The sequence below is a fragment of the Cryobacterium sp. M15 genome (genome assembly GCF_002929675.1).
In the GTDB taxonomy this organism is placed as follows: Bacteria; Actinomycetota; Actinomycetes; order Actinomycetales; family Microbacteriaceae; genus Cryobacterium; species Cryobacterium lyxosi.
Genome location: NZ_PJJW01000040.1, coordinates 322,588 through 340,284, shown reverse-complemented (window position 1 = coordinate 340,284; position 17,697 = coordinate 322,588). Strand labels below are relative to the sequence as shown.

The window sequence follows — 17,697 nt, the reverse complement described above, 5'->3', positions numbered from 1 at the left end:
TGGTGCTCCGTGGCGTCCGATCGATTCCGAACGTCACGTCAAGACCGAAAAACGCGGCCTAATTCGATTTCGCTGTGATCCACACGGTGAGGGCCACGATTGCACCCAGGCCAAAGATCCAGATGAAGAGGCCTTCCGCTACCGGCCCCAAGGACCCGAGAGCCAATCCGCCTGGAGACGGGTTGTCCTCGACGTACTTCAGGTAAGTGATGATGTCCCGTTTGTCTTCAGGCGTCATGTTCATATCGTTGAAGACCGGCATGTTTTGCGGGCCGGTAAGCATGGCCTCGTAGATGTGCTGGGCCGATACGTTCTCGATCGCGGGGGCAAACTTACCTTCGGTCAACGCGCCACCGGCACCGGCGACGTTGTGGCACATGGCGCAGTTGATGCGAAACAGTTCGGCACCCGTCGAAGCATCTCCGGAAGCTTTGACCAAGTCGGCGGAGGGAATGGCCGGGCCGGGAGCGAGCGAAGCGACGTAAGCGGCCAGCGCGGCGGTCTGCTCGGCTGTGAACTGAACCGGCTTCTTCTGTGCCTGCGGACCTTGCATCTGCATCGGCATGCGACCGGTACCGACCTGGAAGTCAACCGAGGCTGCTCCAACTCCGATCAGGCTGGGACCTTCTGACGACCCCTGAGCACTAAGCCCATGGCATGTGGCGCAGTTGGCAGCGAAGAGCTTTTCACCCTGGTCGATGGTCTGCTGGGAGGACGCATCCGTTGTCGCAACGGCAGTGCTGGTGCTGAAGGCGACATAGGCGCCTCCAGTGAAGAGCAGTCCGACGGCAATGAGCGCAACACTGGCGAGAGGATTGCGACGTCCGGTCTTGCGTGGCCGACGTGCGCGAGGGGTTTTGATCTTGGTCATGCTGAAGTAGTCCGCTCCCGTTTTCTAAGTATTGATTTCTATTTAAGAACGTAGATGACCAGGAAGAGCCCGATCCAGACGACGTCGACGAAGTGCCAGTAGTAGGAGACCACGATGGCACTGGTGGCTTCCTTGTGGCCGAAGTTCTTGACCGCGAAACCACGCCCAATGATTAGAAGGAAGGCGAGTAGGCCGGCGGTCACGTGAATCCCGTGAAAGCCGGTCGTGATGTAGAACGCCGAACCATAGGCGTTCGATGAAAGGGAAACTCCCTCTGAGACCAAAGTGGCGTATTCGAACACCTGGCCGGTGACGAAGATCGCACCCAGAGCGTACGTGAGAAAGAACCACTCGACCATGCCCCACTCACTCGGCTTCCAACCGGTCGAACGCGCCTGCAGCCGTTCAGCGGCAAACACTCCGAATTGGCAGGTCACCGAGGACGACACCAAGATCAGCGTGTTGATCAACGCGAAGGTGACGTTGTGCTTGTCGGCCTCGAAGAGCCAGAGCTCGGGGGAGGTTGAACGAAGCGTGAAGTAGATTGCGAACAGACCCGCGAAAAACATCACCTCGCTGCCCAACCACACAATGGTGCCCACAGCCACGCTGTTGGGCCGGTTCACGACGGGCGCACTCGCCGTCTGAGTAATTGAGGTGCTGGTCACCCTTCTATTATGGCCGATAATCCCACAGGTTTTTCTCATTCGGGCGTGTAATTGAGAGTTTCTACCCGCTGGGAGTCTGCTGATTCAGCGCACGAACGGCGTGAATTCGGGGGAGTTGCGCTCGTTCTCCTATGATCGGAAACATGCTTGAATCGCAGTCTTGGCCTAACATACTGAATTCCCTCTTGGAGGGACGGGATCTGAGCGTGGCGGATGCTGCCTGGAGCATGGAACAGATCATGCTCGGGGAGGCTTCCCCGTCCCAACTCGGCGCTTTCCTAGTGGCGCTGCGTGCGAAAGGAGAGACTGTCGACGAAATTGTTGGATTTCGTGATGCAATTCTTGAGCAGGCGGTTGCCCTGCCGGTCAACCCCATGGCTCTCGACATCGTCGGAACCGGGGGCGACAAGTTCAATACCGTTAACATTTCGACCATGGCGTCGATCGTCTGCGCGGCAGCGGGTGTGCCGGTAGTCAAGCACGGTAACCGCGCCGCGAGTTCCGCTTCTGGATCGTCCGACGTCCTCGGCGAATTGGGGATTGACCTGTCGCGGGACGCGACGCGTGTGGCCCAGGTATTCAAGGAAACCGGGATCACCTTTGCCTTTGCTGCGGCTTTTCATCCTGGGTTTCGCCACGTGGCCCTCACTCGCAAAGAGTTGGGTATTCCCACCGTATTCAACTACCTCGGCCCACTGTGCAATCCGGCGCGACCCGAGGCATCCGCCGTCGGCGTGGCTGACCTTGACCGGGTGCCGCTCTTCGTTGGCGTGTTCCAAACTCGCGGTGCAACGGCCCTGGTCTTTCGGGGAGACGATGGCCTCGACGAAATGACGACCACCGGGCACAGCCACGTTTGGGAAGTGTCACGCGGCCTGGTGACCGAACACGACATCGACCCGCGAGACCTCGGCATCCAGCGAGCGCAGCTCAGCGATCTGGTCGGCGGTTCGCCTCAACACAACGCGGACATCGTGCACTCCGTCCTCGCCGGGGAGCCAGGCCCCATTCGCGACATCGTTTTGCTCAATGCCGCAGCCGGGTTGGTGGCCTTCGACCTGGCCAATGACGCGTCTCAAGTGCAAGTGGCGATAGTGGACCGCTTTCGCAATAAGTTGGCCGTGGCCGCCGAAGCCATTGACTCCGGTGTGGCCACGGCCAAATTATCAGCGTGGATTGCGGCGACCGCGGTCTGAAACCGAGGCCGCCGTGCGGTTGAGGCTCACTAGAGAACGTCCTCGTCGACCCACCCGAAAGTCTTCGTGACCGCTTTTTTCCAGTTGCGCAGCTGGCGGTTACGTTCGGTTGAGTCCATCTGTGGCGTCCACCGGCTGTCTTCCTGCCAGTTGGTGCGCAGTTCGTCGAGCCCCGCCCAGAAGCCCACCGCAAGACCGGCAGCATAGGCTGCACCTAACGCTGTCGTCTCCGCAACGACCGGGCGAACCACGGGAACGCCGAGAATGTCGGCCTGAAACTGCATGAGCAGGTTGTTGGCGATCATTCCGCCATCGACCTTGATCTCCGTGAGGGGAACACCCGAGTCGGCATTGACCGCATCGATGACCTCCCGGGTTTGGAACGCCGTCGCCTCTAGCGCTGCTCGTGCGATGTGGCCTCTGTTCACAAATCGGGTGAGACCGACCAGGGCACCGCGCGCGTCGGAACGCCAGTACGGCGCAAACAATCCCGAAAACGCTGGTACAAAGTAGGCTCCGCCATTGTCATCGACGGTTTTTGCCAGAGCCTCAATCTCGGAGGCCGAGCTGATCATTCCAAGATTGTCGCGCATCCACTGCACCAAGGCGCCCGTCACGGCGATGGATCCCTCCAGGGCGTAGTGCGGGGCATCGTCGCCGAGCTTGTACCCCACAGTCGTGAGAAGTCCGTTCTTGGAATGCACAATCTCGGTACCCGTGTTGAAGATCAGGAAATTGCCGGTGCCGTACGTGTTCTTGGCTTCGCCTTGGTCAAACGCCGCCTGACCGAAGGTCGCGGCCTGCTGGTCACCGAGGATGCCGGCGATAGGCACCTCACGCAGCAGGCTCGAGGTGTGTGCAGTGCCGTACACCTCCGACGACGATCGGATCGAGGGCAGCATCGACTTGGGCACGTCGAAAATAGCAAGAATCTCGTCGTCCCATTGCAAGGTTTCCAGATCCATGAGCAGGGTACGGCTTGCGTTGGTAACGTCGGTAGCGTGCACGCCGCCGTCCACTCCGCCGGTGAGGTTCCACAACACCCAGGAGTCCGTCGTTCCAAAGAGCAGGTCGCCGGAGTCGGCCTTGGCCCTGGCGCCCTCAACGTTCTCCAGAATCCAAACTATTTTCGTGCCGGAGAAATAGGTAGCCAAGGGCAACCCGACCTTCTTCTTGAACCGTTCGACGCCCCCGTCGGCGGCGAGGCGGTCGACGATGGGCTGGGTGCGGGTGTCCTGCCACACGATCGCGTTGTAGACGGGAACACCGGTCGTCTTGTCCCACACCACGGCGGTTTCCCGCTGGTTTGTGATGCCGATGGCCCTGATGTCGTGCCGTGTGAGGTTCGCTTTGGACAATGCCTGCCCGATCACTTCGCGGGTGTTGTCCCAAATTTCTTTCGGGTCGTGTTCAACCCAGCCGGCCTGGGGAAAAATCTGTTCGTGTTCGAGTTGCCCGGTCGACACGATTGATCCGGCCCGGTCGAAGATAATTGCCCGAGAACTGGTCGTTCCCTGGTCGATGGCGAGAATGTAGTCAGTCATTGGTGCGTGTCCTCCCTGTGAGTATGTGTGAAGTTCAGCTGTCGTCGCATGACAACGGGCCCATCCGTTCAAGGGACGTGCCCGTTCGTTCAAATCAAGTGGCCAGCAGGGGCAGCAGAATCAGCGCAGCCCAGCCGGCGAGCAGGCCACCGATGATTGGCCCGACGACGGGCACCCAGGAGTAGGCCCAGTCGGAGCCTCCCTTGCCTTTGATCGGCAGGATGAAGTGGGCGATGCGTGGACCGAGGTCTCGAGCCGGATTGATGGCGTAACCGGTCGGACCACCGAGGGAAGCACCGATCGCAATAACCAGGATGGCGACGGGAAGCGCACCGAGACCCGCCAAACCGCCACTGACTCCCTGCCGGTCCCCACCGAAGGCGATAACGACGAAAACCAGCACGAAGGTACCGATGATTTCGGTGACCAGGTTCCAGCCGTACGAGCGGATGGCTGGCCCGGTCGAGAAGACGCCGAGTTTGTTAGCCGGGTCTGGTTCGGTGTCGAAGTGCTGCTTGTAAGCAAGCCAGCAGGCGATGGCACCGAGAAAGGCGCCGAGCATTTGGGCCCCGATGTAGACCAACACAGAGATCGGGTTGATGGGAACTCCCATCCCGAAGCTCTCTGCGTTGTTGGCGACGAGACCTAAAGTGACGGCCGGGTTGAGGTGCGCCCCCGAACGGTAGGCGACGATGACACCGGCGAACACCGCAAAGCCCCAGCCGATGGTCACCATGAGGAATCCACCCCCGAGGCCCTTGTTTTTGGCCAAGGCGACGTTGGCAACCACGCCGGTTCCGAGGAGAACCAGCATCGCAGTGCCCACGACCTCCGAGACGAATACAGCTCCGATATTTTCCACGAGAACCTTTCTGGTCAAGCAGGGGATGCTGCAGCTTCCCCTCTGCGGTGAGCGGACGGACATAACATAGCGCGGGGCGTCACGAAGGGGAATAGGCCAGGCGAGTTCGCCCTGACTCTTACTGATCGTGGTAATACCGCGTATGTTGGGCGTGGGAAAATGCGCTTGGGCGAAGCACCCGAATGAATCCGTGGCACCACCGAGTGAATGGCTGGTCATGAAGAAGCTCATCAACGATCCGAAGAATGTCGTCAATGAAGCCGTCGCCGGGTTCGAGGTGGCGCACGCCGACATTGTGCGGGTCTCGCACGATCCGGTTTTCATTGTGCGCGCGGACGCGCCGCTGCACGGCAAGGTCGGAATCGTCAGTGGAGGCGGCAGCGGACACGAACCAATGCACGGAGGATTTGTAGGATTCGGAATGCTGGATGCCGCCGTTCCCGGCCCCGTTTTCACCTCGCCAACACCGGACCCCATCCTGGCAGCGACACAGGCCGTCGACGGTGGAGCGGGAGTGCTCCACATCGTCAAGAACTACACCGGCGACGTGCTGAATTTTGAGACCGCTGCTGATCTTGCAGCCGCTGATGGCATCCAGGTTCGCACGGTCATCATCAACGACGATGTCGCCGTCAAGGACTCGCTGTACACGGCCGGACGCCGCGGCGTGGCCGGAACGATCCTCGTTGAGAAGATTGCCGGAGCTGCCGCTGAGCGCGGAGATGACCTGGATGCCGTGACCGCCGTGGCCGAGAAAGTGAATTCCGACGTGCGCACCATGGGTGTTGCGCTCACCCCGTGCGTCGTGCCGCACGCGGGGGAACCGAGTTTCACCCTGGCCGACGACGAAATCGAAATCGGCATTGGCATTCACGGCGAGCCAGGGCGAGAGCGAATCAAGCTCGAGCCCGCCGACGCCATCGTGGACCGGCTCCTCGGCCCCATTCTTGAGGACCTGCCATTTGCCAGTGGCGACGAGGTGCTCCTGCTCGTCAACGGTATGGGCGGCACACCACAGATTGAGCTGTACATCGTGTTCCGCCGGGCCGCCGAAGTTCTGCAGGAGCGCGGCATCACAGTCACCCGGAGCTTGGTCGGCAATTACACGACGAGCCTCGAGATGGCGGGAGCATCGATCTCCGTTCTGAAACTCGACGACGAACTCACGGCGCTATGGGACGCCCCGGTGCAGACGGCCGCGCTACGGTGGGGACGATAGAAGGAGACTCAATGACCCCGAACGACGAACCTGGCGCAGTTGTCGGTGACGCCGCCCTCGCCAACGCAGCGCTCCGGCTGGACACTGGCTGGACTATTCGCTGGATTCGGCGAAGCGCCGAGGTACTCGCAGCCAACCGTGCCGCCCTGAACACCCTCGACCGCGACATCGGCGACGGCGACCACGGGGAGAACATGGATCGTGGTTTTCAGGCGATCCTGCCCAAGCTCGAGGAACTCACCGATGAGACAACGCCGGGGGCCGTGTTGAAACTCGTTGCCACAACCCTGATCTCTACGGTGGGCGGCGCTGCCGGTCCGTTGTACGGCACAGCCTTTCTCAAAGCCGCCGGTGCTGTCGGGGCGGTGCAGTCATTGGATGCGACTGCATTGGTCGCCCTGCTGACGGCGGCGCGGGATGGCATCGTGCTGCGGGGCAAAGCAGTGGAGGGTGACAAGACCATGATCGACGCCTGGACACCGGCGGTGAACGCGGCGTCGGCCGCGCAGACGGCGGGCTCACCCGTTGGCACCGTCCTGCTGGCCGCAGCAGACGCTGCAGAGCACGGCGCGCAGTCTACCGAGCCACTGGTAGCACGCAAGGGACGGGCGAGTTATCTCGGAGAGCGAGCGATCGGTCACCGAGACCCGGGCTCCCAGTCGACGTCACTGCTGCTGCGCGCCGCGGCCGACTTGATGTCGCACCATTGATGGTGGCGGAATCCGCTGGACGCGTCGGTATCGTGTTCGTTTCGCACAGCGAGAAGATCGCGACGGGCTTGGTCGAACTGGCGCGCCAAATGGCGCCGACGGTGCGTCTTGCCGCCGCGGGTGGAACAGATTCCGGTGGAATCGGTACGAGCTTTGAGAAGATCAGCGTCGGAATCAGCGCGGCGAACGATGGTGCCGGGGTGGTGATCTTGTGCGATCTCGGTTCGGCCATCCTGACCGCGGAAACAGTGCGCGATTTTCTCGAGGAGGCCGAGCAAGACCAGGTGCGGATTGTCGACGCGCCCCTCGTCGAAGGCGGGGTGGCTGCGGCGGTGGCCGCAGAAACCGGGGGAGACCTCGACGAGGTCGTGGCGGCGGCGCAGTCAGCGCTGCATGTGATGAGTGAAGCCACGCCGGCGATCCAGCCTCCCGCTGCGACCGGGGTGTCACGCACGGTGATCCTCATCAACAAGGACGGTCTTCACGCACGACCAGCCGCAGAATTCGTCAACCTCGCGAGCACATTCTCGGTTCCGATCAGCGTGAACGGCACGGACGCCCGCAGTCTGCTGAGCATAATGTCGCTCGGCCTGGCCCGGGGGAGCAGTGTGCAACTCACGTCCACAGACCCCGCGGCTGGACCGGCGATCAACGCCCTCGCGGACCTGCTGGAATCAGGCTTCGGCGAGCAGTGAGCCGCCGTCGCAAACTTGAGGAAAACGCCTAGCAGTTCCGTGCCTTATTGTCCAATCCGGCGTATCGTGAATGCATGATTCAGGACAGGAACACCTCAAAAGGTTCGGAAGAGCCGACCACGACCAATGCACAGGCATGCCCCATCTGCGGCCATGCCATGCACGAACACACCATTGATCATTCCACCCGAAATACCGTGGTCAACTGCCCGGTTGCGCATCCGGGAGCGTGGGACCGCGATGCCTTCGAACCGGTCAATGAATTTGGCATGGTCATACACCAGACACGCACCTGATTCGTTAGGGCAACCTGGCGCCGCGGGAGTGCGGGACAAATAGCCCAGAACCGGGCGAAATGATCGGCCGGGCGCGGTCAAGGCCGTCTCGCGTCGTAGGTCAGATACATAAATCCATCTTCGGCCCCAGCCATTTCGATTGAGGAAGCCCCCTGTCGCAGGCTAAGGTGCGAGGCCCAGTTGTTCGAGCATGCCCTGTTGGTCGCTGCTGCCCCACCGCTCTACAAGTTTCTCGTTCTCGAACCGGCTGATTTGCATGCCACGGACCGACATCGTTTTACCGCTGGCGGAGTGGCCCATGAAGGACCCCTGGTGGGTACCGGTGAGCGTATAGGCAAATGCGACGTCGGTGTCGTTTGCTACAAGGCGCTCGACTTCGATGTGCAGGTCCGGGAAAGCGGCAATCATCTCACCGAAGAATGCTTTGTAGCCTGCTGGGCCCGGGCCTTGACCTGGCGCAGGGTCGTTATCGACTGCATCTTCGGCCACGAGGTCGTCCAGAAGATCAAGTTCTCCGTTATTCACGGCTTCACCGAACTTCTGCTGTGCGGCGATATTCGCTTCTGTACTCATGTGTTCACTCTTTTCGTGGGGTTTGACATGGATTGTTCTATGTAGGTGTTGGGTGACCGGACCCCGGCTAACGCTCAGCGCTCCGCCAGCGGCAGGAGGCTATGGGATCAGGCCGAAAAAAGCTTCAGCTCCTGCACGCTGCCGCACGGCTTCGACCCCAAAAGAGACGACGAGGATTTGCGCGTTGGACTCTGCCCGTCAGAGCAAACCCTTACCGGTTTCGCTATTTGGCGAGGAAGGCGAGTACGTGCCGGTTCCATTCCTCCCGATGTGAAACGGTCAGACCGTGCGGGGCACCTTCGATCACCACGAGTTCGCTGCCGGAAATGGCTGCGTGAGTACGCTTTCCACTGACCTCGAATGGCACGATCGTGTCGGAGTCGCCGTGTATCACCAGGGTCGGTACGGTAATTTTCGACAGATCATCGCGGAAGTCTGTCGTAGCGAATGCGGCCGTGCAGTCGAGTGTGCCTTTAGGCGAGGCCATTTCGGCCAGACTACGGTTGTACGCAATCTGCTCGGAACTGACCTTCGGCTTATTGACCAACGAGGGCTTACCCGCAGTAAAGAACATCTGAACAAATTCATGCAGGAATGCCGGGCGGTCTTCGGTCAAGCCGTCGTGGAACCACTGTGCCAGTTCGGCATCGACACCTCCATCAGGATTATCATCCGATTTCCAGAGGTACGGCGGTACTGCGCTGGCGAAGACGAGCTTCGCGATGCGGTCGGTGCCGTACGTTCCCACGTAACGTGCAACCTCGCCGCCACCCATTGAAAATCCAATAAGAGTGACGTCTCGCAGGTCGAGGGCATCAAGAACGGCCTTCAGGTCGGCGGCAAACGTGTCATAGTCGTACCCGTTCCACGGCTGAGATGACTGGCCGAACCCGCGGCGATCGTATGTGATGACTCTGCGACCGGCGTCGACCAGCGCAGGTACCTGACCTTCCCAGGACCTGCTGCTGAGTGGCCAGCCGTGAATCAGTACAACGGGCTTGCCGGCACCGACGTCTTGATAGTGCAGTTCGACGTCAGGCCCGTTTTGACCAGGGACGGTAATGAAAGGCATGGTCTCTCCTCGCAATCGTTGATGGTTCGTTGGAGGTAACGGAGTTTGTGCGTCTTAGACAATCGAGGTTCGCTGGGAAATCGCTGAAACGACGGTGCGAGGGGAGCCGATCGAACCGCGGTATTTCGCTGGTTTGTAGGTTGAGACGGATGACGCATCAGCTAACCAATACCGCCAAGGGAAGTTGGTCGGATCTCCGCCGGGCCCGCTGACGCCAACGCGGGGTCCGGTTTGGTGCGTTAAAATCACACCGTCATCCGGAATGAAGAACTTCCACTGTCCACCGAAAAGATCGTCACCGTCGTTGACCAGGGTTGCTCCAAAGCTTTGGGCAACGCAGCCGGGGCCTCGCGCCAAACTCTTATCCAGGAGAGGAACCTTTCGTGGCTTGCTTTCTCGCCGGATTCGGGCAATGTCGGAACCTTCGATCACGTCTCCCGCCCTAATGAGACAACCGTATGGCTGGCCGGGTTGTCCAGCGACGACGTTGAGAGCGTGGTGCATTCCGTAGGTGAAGTAGCAGTACAGGTGGCCGGCGGGGCCGAACATTGTCCTATTCCGATTCGTCTCGCCCCGATAACTGTGCGCGCCGGGGTCGCGTTCTCCCGCATACGCCTCAACCTCGGTAATTCGAATGGCCACAGTGCCATCGTCATCGGTGTGTTGAAGGATGCAGCCGAGAATTTCCGGCGCAACGAGGAGCACCTCGCGGGAAAAGAACCCTCGGTCCGCTAAATGAAACCCATTGAGAACACTCATCTGGTCAGCGTATCGACGCCCGGTGAGAAGCGCTCGCCCGAGCCGTTCCGTGAATCTGGGACGTCGACGTGCCAGAACACCAGTACCAGCGCACGACGCGGGTCCGCGGCGAAGATCTACGGTGCGTCATGGCCGTGTCGACGAGCACTCGCTAACCGAGGAGTTCGTCAACGTAGCACCAACGCCACAATTCCCGTGGCTCGGCGCTGCACATGATGGGGTGGCCGGACTCTTGGAAGTGCCTGGTCGCGTGCTGACCGACGGATGAATCGCAGCACCCCACGTTGCCGCAGATTAGGCACATCCGAAGGTGTACCGGGCTGGTGCCTTCGCGCACACAGTCGCTGCATTCCGCATCCGGCGGTACCGGATGCTCACCGACGGCTCGTAAGTGCTCACAGCCGCCGGCGCCCAGAGGCACTCCAGAGGTGTCGGGCTTGGTCACGGGATGAGTTTCGGCGCTGAAGTCGATGCTCAGGTCGTCGGGCGAGGTGTCCAACATAGATTCCTCAACATCGAGCATCTCAAGCACTTCGCTGATCACCTCGTGGGCATATTCACCCGAATGGCGCAGTTTCAGAACCTTGGCGCGCTCAGCGTCGAGCATGGTCAGCCGCAACTGTACATAACGCTTACTGGGAGTGCGGTCTGCAAGCTCTGAACGTCCGAGGCGCTCCCAGGCCGCCCGGTTGCGTTCCTGTGTGCGGCGTTCGAGCATGTCGAGTACCTCCGGTGGATCGTCGGGCCGGGCGTGCCGGCGCAGGTTTGCTATCCCCGCGGCGGTGGCCTGATCCATGAGCGCGGCCTGGCTGAGCGCATCCGCTTTGATATCTGGACCACGTACCCCCAGGATACGAACCAGCCACGGCAGGCTCAGGCCCTGCACGACCAGGGTTCCAGCCACCACCCCCAGGGCCGCGAGAACGAGGACGGGACGGTGTGCGACGTCTTCGGGCAGGGCGAACACGGCAGCCAGGGTGACCACACCGCGCATGCCGGCCCACGACACGATGGCGGGCAACTGCCAGGGTGGTGCGGGGTCGGCCTTTCGAATTTTGGGGAACAGGCGAGGGAGATAAATCGCCGGGAACACCCAAATCGGGCGCAACAAGAGAACCGCGACGAGTATGACAGCGCAAGCACCCCAAATGCGCCCGGCACCCAGCGAGTCACCCGAGGTCGCTTCAATGATCGATCGCACCTGTAACCCGATCAGCAGGAAAACAGAGTTCTCGAGCAGGAACTGCACCGTGGCCCAGTTGCTGCGCTGGCTCAGTCGCGAAGCGCCGCCCGGCATAGCGGGCGTCTTGGTGCCGATCACCAGGCCAGCCACAACGACAGCCAACACGCCAGATGCGTTGATTTCCTCGGCCGGAATGTAGGCCACGAACGGGGCTGCTAGCGACATGGACGTGTTTATGGCCACATTACGCACGCGTTTTCGGATCAGCAGCAGGAGCCATGCAGCAATCAGGCCGATCACGACACCGCCAACGGCAGCAAAAGCAAGATCTGACGCCACCTGCCAGACGGTGACACTGCCACCAATGGCAACGATCGCCGTGCGAAGAAGTACCAGAGCGGTCGCATCGTTGACCAGCGACTCACCTTCCAGAAGACTCACTACCCGGCGCGGGAGCCCAACTCGGCGGGCAATCGTAGTCGCCGCCACCGCATCCGGGGGAGCCACCACCGCCCCCAGGGCGAACGCCGCTGCCAAGGGAATTTCCGGAATCAGCCACCAGACGATGAGACCGATGGCCACGGTACCGAAAATGACATAACCGACCGACAGCAGGCCGATGGAGCGCAGGTTGGTGCGGAACTCGACCAGGGAGGTACGGATGGCGGCTGCGTACAGCAGCGGAGGAAGAATTCCCACCAGCACCAGTTCCGGGTCCAACTGTACCGCCGGAATAAACGGCAGATACGAGCCGACGACACCGACAACCACCAGCAGCAGCGGAACAGACAAGTTCAAGCGTCTCGCTAGGGCGCTGGCGGCGCAGACAACGACGACAAGAGTGAGCAGAGCGAGTGAAACATCCATTTTTTCCGCCAAGGGTTTCTGGGGCTGGACTACGGCAAGATATGTCCAGCGGCAGTGAAGAGTCGATACCATTCTCCCCGAGTAAGAGCGATGTCAGACCCCACGGCCGAATCGAGAAGGTGCCGAACGCTGGTCGTTCCGAGCACTACCTGCATGTGGGCAGGATGACGGGTGATCCAAGCGACGGCGATGGCAGCCGGGGGAGCGTCATAGGTTCGAGCAAGGTCATCGATGACATCGTTCAACGCGGAATAGTTTTCTCGATCGTTCAGAAAAATACCATCGAAGAAACCCTTCTGAAACGGCGACCATGCCTGCAGCGTGATGTTGTTGAGTCGGCAGTAATCGAGAATGCCGTTGTCCCGGTCGATGGACTGGTCGAGGCCGGCCATGTTGGCCGACATACCAGCGGCGATAAGCGGCGCGTGCGTGATGCTGAGCTGCACCTGATTTACGATGAGCGGCTGGGCCACCGAACGTTTCAGCAGCTCGACCTGCCCTGGGGTGTGGTTGCTGACGCCGAAATTGAGCACTTTTCCCGCATCGTGCAAAACGTTGAAAGCCTCGGCGACCTCGTCGGGTTCCACGAGGGCGTCCGGGCGGTGCAGCAGCAGCGTGTCGAGATAGTCGGTCTTCAACGCCGTGAGCGATTCGTCGACGGATTCAAGGATGTGCTCCTTGGAGAAGTCCCAGAAGCCGGATCGAATACCGACTTTTGACTGGATGGCCACTCGTGCCCGATCTTCTGCCGAAAACGCCACCGCGTCCCCGAAACGACGCTCGCATTCGTGGGGCGTGCTGCCATACACGTCGGCGTGATCGAAGAAGTTTATGCCGGCGTCTCGGGAGGCCCCAACCAGGGATCGGATCTCTTCGTCACCGAGGGGAACGATCCGCATCAGCCCGAGAACGATATTCGAGACTTCCAAGTGGGTATTCGGTAACGTCATTGTCTTCATGCCTCCAGTCTGGGTGCAGTCGGGCAAGAACAACAACTCATCACCTGATTGAACGCGACCGGAGTGTTATCTGCGGTCTACGGCCTGCGGCCTACGGCCTGCGGTCTGCAACAATATCGGCGGTGAAAAATCTTGTCTGCGTCTTAAGGCACGCTAATTGTGGGCTCAACTTGGGCGGGGAGTCGAGGTTGCTTTGAAGCAGCGCGGGCCAGGTAATGGCAGACGATTATCGACGTATTGACATAATGTGCATTATCGGTCACTTGGTGAACGTTGTATAACCGCGTTTATCGCTGCGCGCCGGCTGCACTCACCGGTCTGGCTCGAGGGCTCTTGACCCGTCTAGAATTCGGCAGGCGGGGTCGATACGTAGTGCACGCGCAGACCGAGTGTGTTGAGGTGCTCACGAAGCTCCGGTGCGAGTTCGGCATTGACGATCACGTCATCGAAGTCGGCCAGGTCGGCCACGTGGTACAGCCCCTTAGCCTCGAACTTGCTGTCGTCTAGCAGCAGAACCTTGCGGTCGGCCCGAGTGAGCAAGGCTCGCTTCGTTTCAGCGGCCGCGGCATCCGGGTGAAAGAGAGCATCATTCTTCAATGCAGTCGTCGACACGAAAACCACGTCGGCAGAGACCCGACTGAGCTGTTCGACCACGATGGCGCCGAGAAACGAGTCTGTCTCGTGCACGTATTGTCCGCCGAGGCCCACGAGCGAGATCTGAGGGTGCATCAGCGTCAGTTCGCGCATCAGCCCCAGCGCGTGGGTAACCACCGCGCGCGGGGCGCGCTCGGCGAGGTGGCCGAGCATGGCTGCGACCGTAGTCGAGTCGTCGAAGGCGACAACATCGCCGGTCCGGATCAGCAGGGCTGCCTCTGCGGCGAGAGCCTTCTTGAGGCCGACCCGGGTGGCCCGGCGCAGGCGGACATCCTGCTCGGCAAACGGATGCGGTTTTGCGCGCGCCCCGCCCCGCACGCGTTCGATGAGTCCCTCGCGGGCGAGGAGATCAAGGTCGCGGTGAATAGTCATGGCGCTGACGCGGAAGGTCTCGACAAGCTTTTCCAGTCGCACGGGACCGTTCGCCTCGATGTGGCGCACCAGTTCACTACGCCGCACCGGACCGGTGAGGCCATCGCGCGTGAGGGAATCGCGCGAAAGGGAATCGTCGTCGGTGACGTCGGCAAACTTCATGATCGCCAGCATAGATGCCCTGACGCGTCTTGTTAAATCGATGTGTTCAATTACCTGACTTATAACAGACTGCATGTTAAATACGTGAAACTGTGTGTTAGTTTTGGGGCGTTCGATCTCTGGACCATCGTAAGGACGCGAAGAATGGCACCTCAGGCTCTCACCCACCCGGGCACCCACCCAGGCACCGCAGCAGGCGCCACCAACGGCCTCGCCCGGCTTAGGTTGCTCGACCGACTCGGACTCCCCCGCCCACTGCTCTGGGGCTACATCGGACTGGCGCTGTTCATGGTCGGTGACGGTGTCGAGACCAATATTCTTGCGCCATTCCTCACCGGCGACCACGGCTTCAGCATCCCCCTCGTCGGCACGCTCGTCACCGTCTACGGCGTGGCCGTCGCCATCGCCGCGTTCCTCTCCGCCGCTCTCTCTGACCTCTGGGGCCCGCGCCGCGTCATGATGATCGGCGCCGGTATCTGGGTCGTCTTCAACCTGCTTTTTCTCACCGTCGCCCTCACCTCGAGCAACGTCATGCTCATCTTCGTCACCTACGGCCTGCGCGGCTTTGGCTACCCCTTTTTCGCCTACGGGTTCCTGGTCTGGATCACCGCAACAGCCAACCCCAGGCACCTCGCGAGCTCCATTGGCTGGTTCTACGTGGCTTTCACCGCCGGGCTTCCCACCCTCGGCGCGCTCGTTGCGACCGGTGCCCTCGACATCTTCCATCTCTCGATGTATCAAACCCTCTGGGTCTCCCTCGTGCTCGTCGTCAGCGGGGCCGTCGTCGCCTTTGTCGGCGTCAAGGATAAGACCGGTCGCAAGCCCCTCGTCGACAATCCCTCCGAGGTCGTCACAGTCCTGTCCTACGGGCTCAAACTTCTCGCGACCAAACCGAGGGTGCTGCTCGTCATGCTCACCCGCATGATCAACTCGATCCCCACCTATGGCATGGCAATCTTCTTCCCAGCCCTGTTCGTGGATCGGTTCGGCTGGTCGATCGGCCAATTCCTGATTCTCACCACCGTGATCTACGCGGTGAACATTCCCTTCAACCTCGTCTTCGGCGCGCTCGGCGACCGCTTCGGCTGGAGCCGCACCGTCACCTGGTTCGGCGCCGTGCTCTGCGCCGTGTCTATGATCGGCCTCTACGTCGTTCCCGTCTACGCCATCGGTCAGGGCTGGCCGTTCGCCTACGGCCTCACCCTCCTCGTCGGGGCGATTTTTGGAATCGGCCTTGCCGGGTTTGTGCCACTGTCCGCGATCGCCGTGTCGCTCGCCCCGCAGCAGCCCGGTGCGGCAATGAGCTCCTACAACCTCGGCATCGGCGCGGCCGTGTTCGCCGGCCCGCTCCTCGTGGCACTGCTCTACGGCCCCCTCGGCGCACTCGGACTCGTGGTGCTCTTTGCCGCGCTGTACCTTGTGGCCGCTGTGATGGCCTCCGTCTTGCGGGGAACGCAGCCTGGCTTCCACGGTGTGCCCGCTCGCATTCCATTTGATGACGCTCGATTGAATTGAGACCCACATGACCACACTCACCACTCCCCCTTTTTTCACCGGCGTCGCCCTCACAAAGGAGTCCCTACCCACCCTCGCCGCCACCGTGCGCGTTCCGTCCTACGACCGCACCGGATTGACGGCGGGCATCATGCACTTCGGTGTCGGCGGGTTTCACCGGGCGCATCAGGCACTCATGATCGACGACCTGCTCAGCCAGGGCCTGGCCCGCGATTGGGCCATTTGCGGAGTCGGCGTGCTGGCCGGTGACGCACGCATGCGGGACGTCTTAGCCGCTCAGAATGGCCTCTATACATTGGTCGAAAAGCACGCCGACGGGCATCTGGAGGGCCGCGTCATCGGATCGATCATCGACTTTATGTTCGCCCCCGACGACGTCGATGCTGTCATCGAGCGGATGGCTAGCCCCGAAGTAAAAATCGTCTCGCTCACCGTGACCGAGGGCGGCTATAACATCAACCCTGTGACCGGGGCTTTCGACCTCGGTGACCTTCAGGTGCAGGCCGACCTGGTGCCCGGCGCCGCGCCCGCCACAGTCTTTGGCATCACCGTTGAGGCTCTGCGTCGCCGGCGCGACCGCGGAGTGCCCCCGTTCACGGTCATGTCCTGCGACAACCTGCAAAACAACGGTGAGGTTGCCCACCGCACCTTCGTAGCGTTCGCAACGGCCCGCGACGCCGAACTGGCCACCTGGATCGACGCACGCGTAAGTTTTCCGAACAGCATGGTCGACCGCATCACCCCCAGCACGACGGATGCCGATCGCGCTCTCGTCGCCGCGACCTTCGGTGTGCTCGACGCCTGGCCCGTGGTCTGCGAGCCCTTTTTCCAATGGGTCTTACAGGACTCCTTCATCAACGGTCGACCACCGTATGAGCACGTGCGCACTCAGCTCGTCGCCGACGTTGAGCCCTACGAGCTCATGAAGCTGCGTTTGTTGAATGCCAGCCATCAAGGCCTGTGCTATTTCGCGCACCTGTGCGGCTACCGACTCGTGCACGACGCTGCGGCTGATCCGCTGATCGCCGGCTTCCTTCGCGCCTACATGGACCGCGAGGGCTCCCCCACGCTCAAGCCGGTACCCGGCATCGACCTCGAAGCTTATAAAGACGAGCTCATCGCGCGGTTCTCGAACCCGAGCGTACGCGACACCGTCGCGCGGCTCTGCAACGAGTCTTCCGACCGGATCCCGAAGTGGCTCGTGCCGGTGATCGTCGACCAGCTCGCGGCTGGCCGTTCGGTGCAACTGTCAGCGGCGATCGTGGCTAGCTGGGCCCGCTACGCGGAGGGAACGGACGAACAGGGCCAGCCTATCGAGGTCGCCGACCGTCTCAGGGAACGTGTTATGAACAACGCTGCCGGATTCGCCTCTGACCGGCATTCCTTCCTGCGCGACCGCGACCTGTTCGCCGATCTTGTCGACGACACGACGTTTGTCGAGGCCTACGACCGGGCGCTTGAGCTGCTGCACACGGTCGGTGCCCGCGAAACCCTGGTCGCGCTCCTCGCGTAGCCTGCGG

General features: G+C 61.3%; 17 protein-coding genes. 7 read left to right on the top strand and 10 right to left on the bottom strand.

Annotated features, from left to right (window positions below; genetic code table 11):
* Positions 1 to 58: 58 nt before the first annotated feature.
* Both CXY83_RS14760 and CXY83_RS14755 read right to left on the bottom strand, forming a co-directional pair.
* Positions 59 to 871 carry a cytochrome c gene (locus tag CXY83_RS14760; RefSeq protein WP_104198050.1) on the bottom strand — a complete coding sequence of 271 codons (813 nt, stop codon included), beginning with the start codon at positions 869 to 871 and terminating at the stop codon, positions 59 to 61.
* A gap of 38 nt (positions 872 to 909) precedes the next feature.
* Entirely contained in the window at positions 910 to 1,578 is a 669-nt protein-coding gene (locus CXY83_RS14755) for a heme-copper oxidase subunit III (RefSeq protein ID WP_104198049.1), read from the bottom strand.
* A gap of 104 nt (positions 1,579 to 1,682) precedes the next feature.
* Between CXY83_RS14755 and trpD the strand changes: the two genes are divergently transcribed.
* On the top strand, positions 1,683 to 2,735 hold the full coding sequence (gene trpD, locus CXY83_RS14750) for an anthranilate phosphoribosyltransferase (protein ID WP_104198124.1): 1,053 nt from the start codon (positions 1,683 to 1,685) through the stop codon (positions 2,733 to 2,735).
* A gap of 29 nt (positions 2,736 to 2,764) precedes the next feature.
* Here trpD and glpK read toward each other — a convergent pair whose 3' ends face one another.
* The gene (glpK, locus tag CXY83_RS14745) at positions 2,765 to 4,279 is read right to left on the bottom strand and encodes a glycerol kinase GlpK (protein ID WP_104198048.1); all 1,515 of its coding nucleotides are present in this window, start codon (positions 4,277 to 4,279) and stop codon (positions 2,765 to 2,767) included.
* Between the two features lie 94 nt (positions 4,280 to 4,373).
* Positions 4,374 to 5,093 carry an MIP/aquaporin family protein gene (locus tag CXY83_RS14740; RefSeq protein WP_233200989.1) on the bottom strand — a complete coding sequence of 240 codons (720 nt, stop codon included), beginning with the start codon at positions 5,091 to 5,093 and terminating at the stop codon, positions 4,374 to 4,376.
* A gap of 265 nt (positions 5,094 to 5,358) precedes the next feature.
* Here CXY83_RS14740 and dhaK point away from each other — a divergent pair, with 265 nt between their 5' ends.
* The 4 genes from dhaK (at position 5,359) to CXY83_RS14720 (ending at position 8,061) form a co-directional block, all read left to right on the top strand.
* On the top strand, positions 5,359 to 6,360 hold the full coding sequence (dhaK, locus tag CXY83_RS14735; RefSeq protein ID WP_104198047.1) for a dihydroxyacetone kinase subunit DhaK: 1,002 nt from the start codon (positions 5,359 to 5,361) through the stop codon (positions 6,358 to 6,360).
* Positions 6,361 to 6,371: 11 nt separating this feature from the next.
* Complete coding sequence (dhaL, locus tag CXY83_RS14730) at positions 6,372 to 7,070, top strand: dihydroxyacetone kinase subunit DhaL (RefSeq protein ID WP_104198046.1); 699 nt, start codon at positions 6,372 to 6,374, stop codon at positions 7,068 to 7,070.
* Positions 7,070 to 7,765, top strand: a complete 696-nt coding sequence (gene dhaM / locus CXY83_RS14725) for a dihydroxyacetone kinase phosphoryl donor subunit DhaM (protein ID WP_104198045.1) — start codon at positions 7,070 to 7,072, stop codon at positions 7,763 to 7,765. Before dhaL ends, dhaM begins: the two co-directional genes overlap by 1 nt.
* Before the next feature lie 74 nt (positions 7,766 to 7,839).
* A complete protein-coding gene (locus CXY83_RS14720; protein WP_104198044.1) occupies positions 7,840 to 8,061 on the top strand; it encodes a hypothetical protein in 222 nt (73 codons plus the stop codon).
* Positions 8,062 to 8,223: 162 nt separating this feature from the next.
* Here the strand turns inward: CXY83_RS14720 and CXY83_RS14715 are convergent, their stop codons facing one another.
* From CXY83_RS14715 to CXY83_RS14690, 6 genes are all read right to left on the bottom strand, one after another.
* Complete coding sequence (locus CXY83_RS14715) at positions 8,224 to 8,634, bottom strand: ester cyclase (RefSeq protein ID WP_104198043.1); 411 nt, start codon at positions 8,632 to 8,634, stop codon at positions 8,224 to 8,226.
* Positions 8,635 to 8,857: 223 nt separating this feature from the next.
* Positions 8,858 to 9,706, bottom strand: a complete 849-nt coding sequence (locus CXY83_RS14710; protein ID WP_104198042.1) for an alpha/beta fold hydrolase — start codon at positions 9,704 to 9,706, stop codon at positions 8,858 to 8,860.
* A gap of 54 nt (positions 9,707 to 9,760) precedes the next feature.
* Positions 9,761 to 10,465 carry a DNA-3-methyladenine glycosylase gene (locus tag CXY83_RS14705; RefSeq protein WP_104198041.1) on the bottom strand — a complete coding sequence of 235 codons (705 nt, stop codon included), beginning with the start codon at positions 10,463 to 10,465 and terminating at the stop codon, positions 9,761 to 9,763.
* Positions 10,466 to 10,616: 151 nt separating this feature from the next.
* Positions 10,617 to 12,515, bottom strand: coding sequence for a Na+/H+ antiporter (locus tag CXY83_RS14700; protein ID WP_104198040.1), 1,899 nt, complete (start codon positions 12,513 to 12,515; stop codon positions 10,617 to 10,619).
* A gap of 29 nt (positions 12,516 to 12,544) precedes the next feature.
* Positions 12,545 to 13,474 (bottom strand): aldo/keto reductase family oxidoreductase, encoded by a 930-nt coding sequence (locus CXY83_RS14695; protein ID WP_104198039.1) that lies wholly within the window; start codon positions 13,472 to 13,474, stop codon positions 12,545 to 12,547.
* Positions 13,475 to 13,816: 342 nt separating this feature from the next.
* On the bottom strand, positions 13,817 to 14,662 hold the full coding sequence (locus CXY83_RS14690; protein WP_158251891.1) for a DeoR/GlpR family DNA-binding transcription regulator: 846 nt from the start codon (positions 14,660 to 14,662) through the stop codon (positions 13,817 to 13,819).
* A 144-nt stretch (positions 14,663 to 14,806) separates the two neighbouring features.
* On the opposite strand from CXY83_RS14690, the gene CXY83_RS14685 reads away from it, so the two are divergent.
* A complete protein-coding gene (locus CXY83_RS14685) occupies positions 14,807 to 16,177 on the top strand; it encodes an MFS transporter (protein WP_104198037.1) in 1,371 nt (456 codons plus the stop codon).
* A 7-nt stretch (positions 16,178 to 16,184) separates the two neighbouring features.
* Positions 16,185 to 17,690, top strand: a complete 1,506-nt coding sequence (locus tag CXY83_RS14680) for a mannitol dehydrogenase family protein (protein ID WP_104198036.1) — start codon at positions 16,185 to 16,187, stop codon at positions 17,688 to 17,690.
* Positions 17,691 to 17,697 lie beyond the last annotated feature (7 nt).